Origin of the sequence: Nonomuraea thailandensis (assembly GCF_024172165.1) — a bacterium.
Lineage (GTDB): Bacteria > Actinomycetota > Actinomycetes > Streptosporangiales > Streptosporangiaceae > Nonomuraea > Nonomuraea thailandensis.
On sequence record NZ_JAMZEB010000002.1, the window covers coordinates 8,627,714 to 8,640,569 of the forward strand.

The 12,856-nt window shown below is 70.1% G+C and carries 14 protein-coding genes and 1 other RNA gene; 2 read left to right on the forward strand and 13 right to left on the reverse strand.

What is annotated here, in order from left to right:
* The first annotated feature begins 20 nt into the window (after window positions 1–20).
* On the forward strand, window positions 21–431 hold the full coding sequence (locus HD597_RS43355) for a hypothetical protein (protein WP_253751482.1): 411 nt from the start codon (window positions 21–23) through the stop codon (window positions 429–431).
* Here HD597_RS43355 and HD597_RS43360 read toward each other — a convergent pair.
* The 13 genes from HD597_RS43360 to ftsE all read right to left on the reverse strand — a co-directional run bounded on the left by HD597_RS43360 (window position 376) and on the right by ftsE (window position 12,460).
* Window positions 376–1,539: an ARPP-2 domain-containing protein gene (locus HD597_RS43360; protein ID WP_253751485.1), complete on the reverse strand. Its 1,164-nt coding sequence runs from the start codon at window positions 1,537–1,539 to the stop codon at window positions 376–378. The two genes, HD597_RS43355 and HD597_RS43360, sit on opposite strands and share 56 nt — an antisense overlap.
* Window positions 1,536–2,924 (reverse strand): hypothetical protein, encoded by a 1,389-nt coding sequence (locus HD597_RS43365; protein ID WP_253751488.1) that lies wholly within the window; start codon window positions 2,922–2,924, stop codon window positions 1,536–1,538. Before HD597_RS43365 ends, HD597_RS43360 begins: the two co-directional genes overlap by 4 nt.
* Window positions 2,925–3,075: 151 nt before the next feature.
* On the reverse strand, window positions 3,076–3,909 hold the full coding sequence (locus HD597_RS43370; protein WP_253751492.1) for a phosphatidylinositol-specific phospholipase C/glycerophosphodiester phosphodiesterase family protein: 834 nt from the start codon (window positions 3,907–3,909) through the stop codon (window positions 3,076–3,078).
* Window positions 3,910–3,988: 79 nt separating this feature from the next.
* Window positions 3,989–4,579 (reverse strand): hypothetical protein, encoded by a 591-nt coding sequence (locus HD597_RS43375; RefSeq protein WP_253751495.1) that lies wholly within the window; start codon window positions 4,577–4,579, stop codon window positions 3,989–3,991.
* A complete protein-coding gene (locus HD597_RS43380) occupies window positions 4,576–5,499 on the reverse strand; it encodes a hypothetical protein (protein WP_253751497.1) in 924 nt (307 codons plus the stop codon). Before HD597_RS43380 ends, HD597_RS43375 begins: the two co-directional genes overlap by 4 nt.
* A gap of 270 nt (window positions 5,500–5,769) precedes the next feature.
* The gene (locus HD597_RS43385; protein ID WP_253751500.1) at window positions 5,770–6,849 is read right to left on the reverse strand and encodes a hypothetical protein; all 1,080 of its coding nucleotides are present in this window, start codon (window positions 6,847–6,849) and stop codon (window positions 5,770–5,772) included.
* Window positions 6,846–7,190 (reverse strand): hypothetical protein, encoded by a 345-nt coding sequence (locus HD597_RS43390; protein ID WP_253751504.1) that lies wholly within the window; start codon window positions 7,188–7,190, stop codon window positions 6,846–6,848. Before HD597_RS43390 ends, HD597_RS43385 begins: the two co-directional genes overlap by 4 nt.
* Window positions 7,187–7,570 (reverse strand): YbaB/EbfC family nucleoid-associated protein, encoded by a 384-nt coding sequence (locus HD597_RS43395; protein WP_253751507.1) that lies wholly within the window; start codon window positions 7,568–7,570, stop codon window positions 7,187–7,189. The genes HD597_RS43390 and HD597_RS43395 overlap by 4 nt, the downstream gene beginning before the upstream one ends.
* A 194-nt stretch (window positions 7,571–7,764) precedes the next feature.
* Window positions 7,765–8,148, reverse strand: a transfer-messenger RNA (tmRNA) gene (ssrA, locus tag HD597_RS43400).
* Between the two features lie 310 nt (window positions 8,149–8,458).
* Window positions 8,459–10,315, reverse strand: coding sequence for a penicillin-binding transpeptidase domain-containing protein (locus HD597_RS43405; RefSeq protein ID WP_253751510.1), 1,857 nt, complete (start codon window positions 10,313–10,315; stop codon window positions 8,459–8,461).
* Between the two features lie 19 nt (window positions 10,316–10,334).
* A complete protein-coding gene (smpB, locus tag HD597_RS43410) occupies window positions 10,335–10,802 on the reverse strand; it encodes an SsrA-binding protein SmpB (protein ID WP_253751513.1) in 468 nt (155 codons plus the stop codon).
* A 48-nt stretch (window positions 10,803–10,850) separates the two neighbouring features.
* The gene (gene ftsX, locus HD597_RS43415) at window positions 10,851–11,750 is read right to left on the reverse strand and encodes a permease-like cell division protein FtsX (protein WP_253751516.1); all 900 of its coding nucleotides are present in this window, start codon (window positions 11,748–11,750) and stop codon (window positions 10,851–10,853) included.
* Between the two features lie 20 nt (window positions 11,751–11,770).
* Window positions 11,771–12,460 carry a cell division ATP-binding protein FtsE gene (ftsE, locus tag HD597_RS43420; RefSeq protein ID WP_043620538.1) on the reverse strand — a complete coding sequence of 230 codons (690 nt, stop codon included), beginning with the start codon at window positions 12,458–12,460 and terminating at the stop codon, window positions 11,771–11,773.
* Between the two features lie 202 nt (window positions 12,461–12,662).
* On the opposite strand from ftsE, the gene HD597_RS43425 reads away from it, so the two are divergent.
* A complete protein-coding gene (locus tag HD597_RS43425; protein ID WP_253751519.1) occupies window positions 12,663–12,854 on the forward strand; it encodes a hypothetical protein in 192 nt (63 codons plus the stop codon).
* Window positions 12,855–12,856 lie beyond the last annotated feature (2 nt).

Here is a 12,856-nt window from a genome sequence, read left to right on the forward strand (position 1 = left end):
GTACCGGCGACAGTCGGGGCATGACGACGACGACACCTCCCAAGACCGGGCGCCGCTGGGGCAGGTTCGCCCTCCACTACGTCGAAATGATCATCGCGATGTTCGTCGGGATGTTCGCGCTCGGCATGCTGCAGTCAGCCGTCGGCCTCGGCGTCTCCCACGCCGAGCAGCCGGAGCTGTGGTACCTGTCGATGGCGCTGAACATGTCGATCGGCATGGCGGCGTGGATGCGGTTCCGCGGCCACGGCTGGGCGCCGACGCTGGAGATGTGCGCGATCATGTTCGCGCCCGCCGTCCCGCTCTTCCCCCTGCTGTGGACTGGGGTCATGGACGCCGGCGGGCTGATGCTGGTCTCGCACGTGGTGATGTTCCCGCTCATGCTGGTGGCGATGCTGCGCCGCCTCGACGAGTACGCCGGGTGCGCTCATTGAGCTGCTTGCGGAAGGCGTCCATGACGTCCTGCCGCAGCAGGTGCCCGAACCCCGACCGCTCCAGCCGCGCTCCCAGCGCGGGCACGCTGATCCCGAGCGCGGCGGCGGTGCCGGCCAGGTTCCAGCCGTGCGCGGCCAGCTCGCTCAGCAGGTGGCCGCGCCGGCACTGCGCCTCCGACAGCCTGAACGTCTTCAGGTAGGCCGGCCGCCCGTCCTCATCGGTGATCGTCTCGCCGATGTGGTTCTCGCTCTTGCGCTCGAACGAGGGCAGGAAGCGGCTCAGCGTGTACCGGCCCATCCGGTGGACCTCCTCCACCCGCGCGGGGGCGCCCAGCAGCCCGGCCGCCATGACCGAGTCGTGGAAGCCCGCCCATTCGCGCTCGACCCGCTCGGCCTCGGCCCGCAGGCCGGCCAGGCCGGTGACCGCGCTCTCGTCGATCGCCGCGCGGAAGTCCCTGGCAGGGAAGAAGAGGGCGTACTCGTAGATCAGCTCGCCGTACAGGTCGCGGATGAGGGTCGGGTGCAGCGCCCGGTGGTCCTCCGGATGCGGCACCACGAACGCGCTGGCCAGCGTGTCCCCCGCGTACAGCAGCAGCCCGCACTGCCCCGGGTAGATCTCGAAGACCTTGAGCGCGTCGTCCAGCCCGCGCACCTCCGCCCCCGTGTAGGCGTCCTCGGCCCGCGGTGACAGGCCGTGCGCGAGCGCCTGGCGCGACCACTCCTCCCACGCGATCTCGGGGCCGCCGAAGTGCAGCGCGAGGAAGCCCTCCATGGCCAGGTGCAACGGCAGGAACCGGAGCCGGCCGGCGTCCACCCGGCGGGCCATCCTGCGCCGCGCCCGGACGCACACGTGCCGCAGCGGCTGCCCGAGCTGCGTGCCGTACGCCGCCGCCGGGGTGCCGTCATCGGTCCAGGACGCGACGAAGGCGTGCGGCACGTACGCGGTGTAGAGCGTGCGGTCCGGCAGGAACACCACGCTCGCCTCGTCGCCGTACACCTTGGCGTGCAGCCGCAGGTCCTCGATGGGCTCGCGGCGCACGAGCGGCACCAGCCGCATGGCGCCCCAGGTCTGCGCGGGCCGCGTCTCCAGGCCGTCCAGGTCGATCATCGTCGCGCCGCCCGATCCTCCAGGTACGCCCGCAGCTCCGCGAGCCCCGTCCGTCCTTCCGCGAACCTGGCCAGCTCCACCAGCGCCGGCAGGTCCTCGGCGTCGCGGACGCCGGCCGTCGGCACGACCGGAGCCAGCCGGCGCACCTCGAACCGCTCGGCGTCGAAGACCGGGTTCAGGTGCACGATCCCCACCTCGCCCGCCGGGTCGAGCTTGCGCCGCCAGACGCGCAGCACCTCGCTCGCCAGCCCCGGCGGCGCGTTGTCCCAGCCGTCGGAGACGATGACGAGCAGGCGGGGCCGACCTTCGAGGGCGTCGATGATCCGCCGCCCCAGCGGCGTGGGCCCGGACGGGCGCACCTGGAGCGGGTCGGAGCGGCGCGAGAGCCACAGCGCGCGGTACGAGCCCGCCAGCGCCTCCAGCAGGTAGTGGCAGGCCAGCGCGACCGCCAGTGGCCGGCGGCGCTTCACCGGCGAGCCGAAGGAGGAGAAGCTGTCGTCCAGCACCGCCGCCACGCTGCCCCACGTGCCGGCCCGCGCGCCCGCCGCCCGCGCCGCCGAGGCGCGCAGCGCCGCGACCAGCTCGGCACGCCGCCGCGTCCGCACGTCTGCGGCCGGCGACAGCACGTACGAGGCCAGCCTGACCAGCGGCATCGCGGCCAGATCCGCCTCGGTGCGCACGCCGTCGCGCTCGGCCGCCCCGCTCAGCCGCAGCCGCTCCAGCCTGGTCAGCCGGGGCGCGACCCGCTCCAGGAAGACGGCGCGGGCGATGCCGTGGCGGGCGGCGAAGCCCTCGGCGACCGTGTACGGCAGGTCGTACAGGGCGTTCTTGTCGTAGTGCGCCCGCCGCCACGTCTCCAGGATGGGCGTGTCGTACCGGGCGCGGCTGAACGGCGCGAACAGGAAGTCGCCCAGCTCGCCCTCAGGCCGCAGGTGCGCGTGCCGCACGGCCGACTTCACCGCCGAGCGGTACTTGACCGCGTCGAAGGCCAGGTCGGGCCGGGCGGCGAGCCAGTCGCGGACGAGCGCGCGGGTGCGCCGGTTGTTCACGCCCGCGCGGCGCAGCTCCTGGAAGAGCCGGTAGACGCGGGGCGGGCTCATCCGGCCCAGCCGCCACGCGATCAGCCGCGCGTCGCCCTCGTGGCCGCCCTTGCGCCGCAGCAGGTTGGCGATGATCAGGGCGGCGTTGTGGTCGTTGATGTCGAGCGCGAGCGTGGCGGCGTACAGGCCGGGATAGTTGCCGTGGATGTAGCTGTGCAGGAAGGCGAGGGAGAGCCGCTGCTCGCCGGCCGCGCTGTGGAACTCGCGCTGGCCGGTCGAGGTGATCGCCGCGTTCGCGAAGAGCAGCACGTCCTCGCACTCGATCAGGTCGGCGTAGGTCTCCATCGGCTCCCCCGGAGGTCGTCGACTGGCCGGGGAATGGAGGCACGAGCTGCGAAAGTATCGCTGTACAGGCGGATTCCGGAAGTCGTACCGGAGTCCCGCGGCCAGTCTGGTTCCGGACCCTACCGGGGGTTCGCGGCGGGCGCGAAGGGATCTAAGCCGCTTCGCGCCGGCCGTCGTCGGCGCGCAGGAACGCCTCCAGCCCGGCCAGGTCGTCGGTGTTGATGTGGTCGACGTCCGCGGCGACCAGCTCCCGCCAGAGCGCGTCCCTGGCCGGCCCCGCCGTGTCGGGCGTGGCCCAGAAGCGCACCCGCTGCCCGTCGCGGTGGGCGGTGGCCACGATCTGGCGCAGCTTGTCCCGCTCGGCGGCGGGCATCTCGCCCACGCCGGTCCAGGTGAAGTGGTTCGTCCAGTTGTCGCTGATCAGCGGGATCAGGGCCGGGTCGCCCTGGCCGAGGTCGGCCATGCGGCCGTCGTAGAAGGCGTAGCGCCGCTCCTGGGCGGCCATGAGGTCGCGCGGCCGGTCGCCGCTGATCACCACGGTGACCGCGCCGGGCTTGACCCTGCCCTTGTGGTAGCCGGTGAGCATCTTGCGGTAGCTCTTGAGCACCCTGTCCAGCTCGGTGTAGGTGGCGGCGCCGTTGTTCTTGATGTCCACCAGGAGCTGGAGCTGCTGGCGGCTGCGCGGGTAGACGCTGCCGTGGCGGACGCGCTCGGCCAGCGGGTCCAGGTAGAGCGACTGCAGCGTGCGTCCTGGCCGCAGGTCCTCGGGGTCGTGCCCGACGCGCAGCTCGCCGTCCACCAGGTAGATGTCGGCCTCGACGCTGGTGAACCCGTGGTCGAGGGCGTCCAGGAGGGGGCGCTCGTGCTCGTAGTCGTTGTGCGCGTGGGCGCGGGGCAGGGGCTGGACGGCCGTCGCCGAGGCAGGGACGGCCGTCAGCAGCAGCGCGCCGGCGGCGGCCAGCACGCCCAGGGTTCGACGCAACATCGCATCTCCTATCGAGGGATGATCGAGACGCGTGTCACGGTATGCGGGAAAAGTGTGACAGGAGTGACGTTCGCCTGAATTATCGGCTCTGTGCCTTGATCCGCCCCAGCGTGGCCTGCCGATCCCGGATGTCCGAGATCAGCACGTGCGCGACCAGCAACAGCCCCAGGCAGAGGACGTCGGCGGCCCACCACGGGATCTCGGCCAGCAGCAGGTATCCCTGGCCGTCGCTCAGCGACCTGATCACCACCGTGACCACGGCCACCACGAGCGTGACCAGCCCCCAGCTCCACAGCGGCGGCAGGCTGCCCTTGTTCCACAGCCGCACCCGCCAGTTCATGAACACGGCCAGCACGCCCAGCAGCGCGCAGAGGCCGATCAGCCACCACGGCAGGGCGAAGGCGGTCTGCTCGGAGATCTGGTCCCGCGTCGTGCGCAGCTCCGCCTCGGCCTCCCGCCTGGCCTGCTCGGCGGCGGCGAGCCGGCGTTCGAGCTGGGCCACGCTCTGCTGCTGCCGGGCGGGCGGCGCGGAGTCCTGCGTCGGCAACATCCGCGTCACCACGGTCAGCATGATCGCCACGAACGACAGCGCCAGCACGATGGCCATGAACAGGTCGATGAAGCGCAGGTCGAGCGGCGGCGCGAACGACCTCGGAGCCCGCTTCCTCACTGCTCCCTCACCAGCGTGTACTTCTGCGGCCGGCTCTCGGCGGCGGCCAGCCGGTCCACCGCGGTGCGCAGCGCGTCCAGGCCCTTCACCAGCTCCTCGGTCCTGCCCCGCGAGTGGGCCAGCTCCTGCGTGAGGCCCTGCATGTGGGAAAGCTCCCTGGTCAGCCCCTGCACCTGGGCCAGCTCGCGGGTGAGCCCCGCCAGGCCGGGCCCCGCCTCCTTGCCGGGCAGGCGGGCGAGGTAGATCAGGAACACCTCGTCCGCCGCTCCGACGTTGGCCCGCTCGGCCCGCTCGACCAGGGCCATCGCGCCGAACGCGAGCACGCTGAGGAACAGCGCGATCATCGTGACGCCGAACGCGGAGGCCAGCTCGGGCAGCACGAACTGCTTGAGCGCGGCGATCAGCACGCCGGGGTCGCCCCGCCCGTCCAGCGCGTTGCCGAACGAGCTCACCATCGCCGCCATGGTCAGCGCGGTGCCGATGAACCCGAAGACCGGCAGCGCCCAGATGAGCGCGTGGTCGAGGTGATGCCGGTTGGCCATCTCGCTCTCGTCCAGCGCGGAGCGGGCGCTGAGCACGGCCTCGCAGTCGCTGCCGGCCTCGGCCGCCTCCTTGAACAGCTTGAGCCGCCGCGCCACCAGCGTCTCCTCGCCCAGCTTCACCGAACCGATGCTCGCCACCGCCCGCGCCGTCGCGGCGCTCTCGCGCCGGATGTCGGGCACCGCCCTGACGATCCTCAGCACGGTGGTCAGGAACACCGCGATGACGAGAGTGACCACTAGCTCGGCCGCCGCCGGGGCCGTCGTCGCGCCCACGAGCCGCAACAGCGCCCCCACCGCGCCCGCCACCAGCAGCACCCCGGACACCAGCAACCCCACCAGTGGCGCGAACGCCGAATGGCGCCAGTCGTACCTTGACACGCTTGAACCCCACCTAGAACACAGGAATTGTCAAAGCAACACCTAAGCACACGTAGAGCAATGATTGGTGACAGAGTGGCAGATTTGTAACTCAGAGCGGGCAACCGATCGCTCAACGGTCACGACTACAACTCGGTCGCCGGCCCGAACACGGGCTCCCCGGTGAGTGGCAGGTCGTCTATCCCGGCGTCGGCGTCCGAGAGACAGCGCCTTCTCCGCCACCCACGCCTCCGGCTCGTGACCCCGCGCACCCCGGCGGGGGCCGGGGTGTCAGTTGAACAGCTTGAACGGGCCGTTGAGTATGGCCTGCTCCAGCCCTTCGTCGTGCTCCTGGGCCAGGTCCCCGTAGTCGGCGCCGTGGCTCTTGAAGCCGTCCTCGCCGTAGGTCTGGCGGGCGTCCTCCTCGTGGCCGAGCTGGCTGCCCATGCGGTACGCCGCCCGGTTGGCCGCCTCCTCCTCCCGGCCGCGCGCCTCGGCGTACTCGCCCAGGTCCGTCCCGAGGGGGCTCGGGGTCCAGCGGCTCTTGGCGATCTCGACCTGCCGGACGAACTCCCCCGCCATGGCCTCGGGGGTGGACCAGCCGGCGCCGCCGATGTGGATGACTTTCAGGTTCCGGTTGTAGCCCGACCCGTACTCGTTCGGCCCGTTCTGGTACAGGGTCGTGATGCCGTGTTCCCTGGCGTACGCGAGCGCCTCCCGTCCCGCGGGCGTCTGGTTCAGCACGTGCTCGGCCGCCTCGCGGGCCTGCGCGTTGTCGTCGAAGGGGTCGAGGGAGAGCGTGTTGGCCGCCACCAGGGCCGTCTGGAGGCCGGGCACGATCATGAGGCGGCCGAAGATGCCCTTCGCGAGCCGCAGGGCGGCGACCGCGTTCCCGCCGATGTTCCGCTCGATCTGGGCGAGGGTGGCCTGGAGCGCCTTGCGCGTGCCCATGGTCCGGATCCTGGTGAAGAGCGCGCCCAGCGCCGGGCCCAGGGCGAAGGACCGGATGACGGCCACCAGCAGGGCGAGGAGGGCGATCACGACGACGTACTTCCACACGGTGCGAAGCACCACGACCGCGGTCGTCCCGGTGCCGACCAGGGCGTTGGCCAGGGCCCCGTCGCCCATCCGCTCGTCCGTGCCGCTCCAGGAGCTCTCGAAGACGGAGACGTCGCCGCCGTAGTTGCCGGACGCCCTCACCTGGGAGACAGCCGAGGCCGACTCCGCCCGGCCGCCCTGCGAGGCGGAGGCGAGGTCCATCCACGAGCCGGCCCCGTCGAGGCGCTGCGTCTCGTCGGCGCGCGGCCACGGGGCGTCGGACGCGACCAGACCGTGCACCACCCGCAGCCCGGGCGGCATCTCCCAGCTCACCGGTCCTCCAGCCCGGTCCGTACGCGCTCGGCCGGCTCGACGCCGGCCTGCTCGGCATGGGTGTAGTTCCGCTCCGACAGCTCGGCCTTCGCGGCGTGGCCGCGCAGCGTCTCCGCCGTGGCCCCGAACGCGTTGCGCACCAGCTCGGTCAGCCCGGCGAACTCGACGTCGAACTGCGCCCCCGGCCGCTCGGGCGCCGCTCCGGCGCCGCCCGCGTGATCGGCCCGGCCCAGGGCGCCGCCCAGCGCCTGCTCCAGCTCGTCCGCCTGCTCCCTGAGCCTGCCTGCGGACACGGCCCGGCTGCCGTAGACGACCTGGATCCCGTCGCCGTTCTCGTTCATCGCTGCGTGCCCTGCCGCATCAGCCGGTCCAGCCGCGCGGTCAGCTCGCCGGCGGCCAGCAGGATCTCGTTCATGTTGCCGCGGGCGTCGGCCTCGATGTCCTTCAGCAGGGCGGTCAGCTCCGGCGTCTCCTGCCGCAGGACGTCGGGGACGGCCTGCATCGCGCGGTCCTGGGCGGCGGTGCGGGCCCGCCCGAACGCCTCCTTGATCGCGGCGGCCAGCTCTTCGGACGGCAGCCGCATCGCCCTGGGGTCGATCACCAGCTCCACCAGATCGCTGGTGCCGTCGACCGTCACCTTGACCAGGCCGTTGGCCGCCGCCTCGACCTCCCGCAGCTCGGCGAACCGGTCCAGGAAGTCGGCCTCGTCCGAGGTCGCCATGGGCCCCTCCACTTTCGGTCATGCTCGATGGCAAATTTCGGCCAAGGAGATCCAAGCAGAAGGCGTGGCGCCACCCCGGTGTCGATCTTGAGAGTTCGCCCACGGTTCACCGGAGGTTCCCCGCCGACAAGGGCCCGGGAACGCCAAAACCGCCCCTACCTGCGGTGTTTCCGCAGGTAAGAGGCGGTCTGAAGTGGTGGAGGTGGCGGGAATCGAACCCGCGTCCTTCAACCCCAAGTCAGGGCTTCTCCGGGCGCAGCCTGCTGTGTTTTTCTCAGCCCCGGCGATCACGCAGGCGAGTCGCCGACGGGCTCAGCCACTGTTTGGTTTCCCGATCGCCCCCGTGGCCGGGTTGATCGGTTGAGCCTTCTGACGATGCCAGACACCGGGCCGAAGGCACTCCCGGGCTGACAGTGGTTTCGCTACTTAGGCAGCGAGCGCCAGGTCAGACCTGGCAGCCACAGTGCTCTTGGAATTGGCACTTGTTGTTTGCGGTCACAGGATTAACGAGGTTATGTCCGCAGTCCTCGGCCCGCTTCACCTGGCTTGCAAGGTCAAAGTCGAAGCCAGTCACCCCCTGTGCAGTTTTCAACACGCGCCCCGTCGGGACGAGGCCCGCGCATTGATGAATCTACAGGGGACAACACCCTCAACGCCAACTTAATTCCAGGTGCAGCCGCACATGCCGAAACCCCCGGGAGCGTGGCACAACGGCGCGCGCTCCCGGGGGCCGACCGGCAGGGTCGAGCCGGTCCGGACGGCAGGACTTCCCCCGAGATGAAGTCCTGATCTCATCACGGCGACTGGAACCGCAACCCCCCGAGCGGGCCCAGTCATTGAGTAAGACGCAATCGGGTGCCCGGATGGTTGCTCAGCGTCGCGACAATTTCACGACGGGTTGCGCAGGCCCGCGAAGAAGCTGCCCGCCACGGCCGCCGCGTCGTAGTTCTTGGTCAGCACCGCGATGGCCACGTCGCCCTGCCAGCCGACGAACCAGCCCTGCTGGTCGGCCGCCGACGCCCGGACGCCGTAGACGCGGCCCTTGCCCGCCTGGGCGGGCGTGCCGGCCGCGCCGGCCCGCATCATGGTCATCAGCGCGGTGCGGACCTTGGCGTCCATCGGCACCGGGGCAGGCTGGACGACCGGCTTCGCCTCGGCCGACGGGTCGGGCGACTTCGGGTCGGTGACCAGCACCGGCGGCCGCCACGTGCCCGAGCCCACCGCCGCGGCCACCAGGGCCATGCTGAGCGGGCTCATCTCGACGTTCTGGCCCGCGATGGCCTTGGCCTTGTCGGCGTCGCTGGACAGCTCCGGCAGCGTCCCGCTGAACGACTTGAGCGGCAGCCGCCACGGCTGCCCCACGCCGAACGCCTTCGCGCTGCGCTGCAGGTCGTCGGCCGTGACGCGGCGGGCCAGCGAGGCCAGCGCGGTCACGCAGCCCTTGGCGAAGTTCTCCTGGAAGGTGGCCGACGTCGTGACGCCCGCGGCCTGCCCGGCGTGCACGAACTTGGCCCCGCCCACGGTGCGCTCCTGCGGGCAGGCCAGCTTCTGCTTGGTGCTCACGCCCTTCTTCAGCAACGCGTCGGCCGCCACGATCGAGAACGCCGTGCCGGCCGGGAACTTGCCGGCCAGCGCGTCGCGCTCCTGGTGCAGGCCCTTGGTGCTGACGGCGAGGATCTCGCCGGTGTCGCGCTGCACCGCCACCAGCGCGCTCGTCCCGGTGTCGGCCACCGCCTGCTCGGCCGCGGCCTGCGTGGCCCGGTCGATCGTGGTCTTGACCGAGACGTTCTGCCGGCCCGGCCACCCTTCGAGCTCGGCGACCTGGCGGCCGGTCTTGAGGTCGAGGGTGATCACCTTGGTCTCGGTGGAGCCCGTCAGGTAGTTCTGGTAGGCCTGCTGCAGGCCGTTCCTGCCCACCGAGTCACCGGCCCGCTGCGGGCCGCCGAGCTTCTGCTCCGTCTCGGGCGTGAGCGCGCTGACATTGCCCACGAGCTGGCGGGGCGCGTCGGGATCGACGGGCTGCTTCTGCGGCTCGACCTTGATCCCGTCGATGGCCTCCAGCTTCGACTGCAACGACTGGTAACGCGAGCGCCCGAACGTCACGAGCTGGACGAACTTCTCCGGAGGAGAGGACCTGACCCGGCTCAGCAGCCGGTCCTGGGCGTAGCCGGTGACCTCCGCCAGCTTGGTGACCACCTCTTCCGCCCGGCCGCCGAGCTGGTTGGGGTAGACGCCCGCGACGTAGAGCAGGGTGTCGCTCTGGAGCGGGTCACCCGCCCTGTCGACGATCGGCTGACGCGGCCTGGGCTGGGTGTCGACCGCGAAGCGCTGCCCCTCCTTGAGCTCCGGATGCAGCACCGAGGGTGACCAGCGCACCTTCCAGGAGCCGTCGACCAGGTGCAGCGGCAGCACGCCTTCGTAGCCCCACAGGGGGTTGTTCTCCCCCAGGTCGACCTCGGCGTGGAAGTCGGCCTTGGATTCGTCGCCGGTCATGCTGATGCTCTTGATCTTGAAGCGGAACGAGGCCGCGTCGAGCTCCAGCTTGGCGTCGGCCAGAGCCTTGCGCACCGTCGCCACGTCACCGTCGGTGCGGCCGGCGGCCAGCTCGTAGTCCTCCGTCTGCCAGCCCACGAGGAAGTCACGCACCGCGTCGTGCGGTGACGGCTCCTCGAAGCAGCCGGTCAGCGTCGTGCTCGCGACCGCCAGGGTGACGGTCGCGGCCAGGGTGCGGCGGGCGCGTCTCATCGGTTGCGGTGTCACACTCTCATCGGTTGCGCTGCCGCAGTGCCCGGGCCATCTCCCGCTTGGCCTGCTGCTCCGCCAGCGCCTGCCGCTTGTCCCAGTCTTTCTTGCCCCGGGCCACGGCGATCTCGACCTTGGCCCTGCCGTCCTTGAAGTAGAGCGTCAGCGGCACGATCGTGAGCCCGCCCTCCTTCGTCTTGGCGGCGAGCTTCTCGATCTCCTTGCGGTGCAGCAGCAGCTTGCGCTTGCGGCGCGCCGCGTGGTTGGTCCACGTGCCCTGCGAGTATTCGGGAATGTGGACGTTGAGCAGCCACGCTTCGTTGCCGTCGATGCTGGCGTAGCCGTCGACGAGCGAGGCGCGGCCCTCGCGTAGCGACTTCACCTCGGTGCCCTGCAGCACGAGACCCGCCTCGAAAGTGTCCTCGACGTGGTAGTCGTGCCGAGCACGTTTGTTCTGGGCGATGACCTTCCGCCCGGTCTCACGTGGCATGCTTCGACTTTACCGGCGACCGGGGCGGTCACGACCCAAGCGCACTCGCTACACCCTGAGGTAGCGGCGCAGCGTCACGAACGAGGCCAGGATACAGATCACGACACCGATGACCATGGTGAGCGTGATCGTCTGAGCCAGGTCGTTCCAGCCGAGCCCGGTGCCGAAGAAGTTGACGACCTCGTCGAACAGGAACACCTTCGCCAGGATCAGGATGACCGCGGCGAACACCCCGCCGACCAGGCCGGCGATGACGCCCTCCATGACGAACGGAAGCTGGATGTAGAGGTTGGAGGCGCCGACCAGCCGCATGATGCCCGTCTCCCTGCGCCGGTTGAACGCCGACAGCCGCACCGTGTTGCCGATCAGCAGGGCGGCCGCCAGCACCAGGACGACGGCCACCGACAGAGCGGCGAACGCCAGCGTGTTGAGCAGGTTGAAGAACGGGGCGATGAGCTGTTTCTGGTCCATCACCTGCGCCACGCCGGGCTGGCCCTTCATGGCGTCGATGACGGGCTGGTAGTTGTCGGGGTTCTCCAGGCTGATCCTGAACGACTGGGGCAGGTCCTCGACCTTGGTCGCGTCGACGAGGGCCTTGTTGGACGAGAACGACTGCTTGAAGTTCTCGTACGCGGCGGCCTCGTCCTCGAACACCACTCCCTTGACGCCGGGGGTGTTGTTGATGTGCTCCTGGAGCGCCTTGGTCTGCGCGGGCGAGATCGCCTTGCCGTTGCAGGCCGGCATGGCCGTCCCCTTCTTACAGAGGAAGACCGAGATTTCGACCTTGTCGTCCCAGTAGCCCTTCATCAGCCCGACCTGACTGTTGATCATCAGGCCGACGCCGAGCAGCGCCATGCTGACCGCCACGGTGATCACCACGGCGATCGTCATGGTCAGGTTGCGACGGAGGCCGATCCAGACCTCGGAGAAGATGAAATTCGCCCGCATGTCTTGTCTGCAGCTCCCTGTCAGTACGCCTGGCCGTACACGCCACGCGACTGGTCACGGACGATCTTGCCGTCCTCCAGCTCCACGACACGCTTGCGCATGGAGTCGACGATGGCCGCGTCGTGCGTGGCCATGACGACCGTGGTGCCAGTCCTGTTGATGCGGTCGAGCACCTTCATGATGCCGATGCTCGTCGCGGGGTCGATGTTGCCCGTGGGCTCGTCGGCCAGCAGGATCATCGGCCTGTTGACGAACGCGCGGGCCATGGCGACGCGTTGCTGCTCGCCGCCGGACAGCTCGTCGGGCATGCGGTGGGCCTTGCCCTCCAGGCCGACCAGCTCGACGACCTCGGGCACCACCTTGCGGATGAACCGCCGGGGCTTACCGATGACCTCGAGGGCGAACGCCACGTTCTCGTAGACGTTCTTGTTCGGGAGCAGCCTGAAGTCCTGGAAGACGCAGCCGATGCGGCGGCGCAGGTGCGGCACCTTGAAGTTGGAGAGGCGGGCCAGGTCCTTGCCGGCGACGTGGATCGCGCCGGAGTTGGGCCGCTCCTCCTTCAGGATCAGACGCAGGAACGTCGACTTGCCTGATCCCGAGGGACCGACGAGGAACACGAACTCACCCTTGTCCACGTCAACGGATACGTGGTCGAGGGCGGGCCGGTTCTGGTTCGCGTAGACCTTGGTGACATTATCGAAATGGATCACGAGAGCATCACGGCATGCCAGTCTAGGGGTCAGGACGGAAGCGAGGGTGGCACATGCCCACTTCCCGCCACCGGCCGATCGGGGGCGTTGACTTTACTGATGATCGACGTTCCGATTGGCCAGACGACAGTCTAGGGGGAAGACTGGCATGGAACGTCCATAACGGAAACAAAACGATTGTGCGGCTAGACTTGGGGCTGTCATGAGTTGTGAACACCTCGTATGCGCCCAGTGCGCTCACCCCGTGGTCGAGGGGCGCTGCCCCGTCTGCCGCGCCAACAGGGAGCGGATGCACAACCACGGCTTCGCCGGGTTGTCACCCGCCCTCGTCGCCCTGCTCCTCGTCGCCCTGCTGCTGCTGAGCCTCGCGGCCCAGCACCTGCTCGGCACCTGACC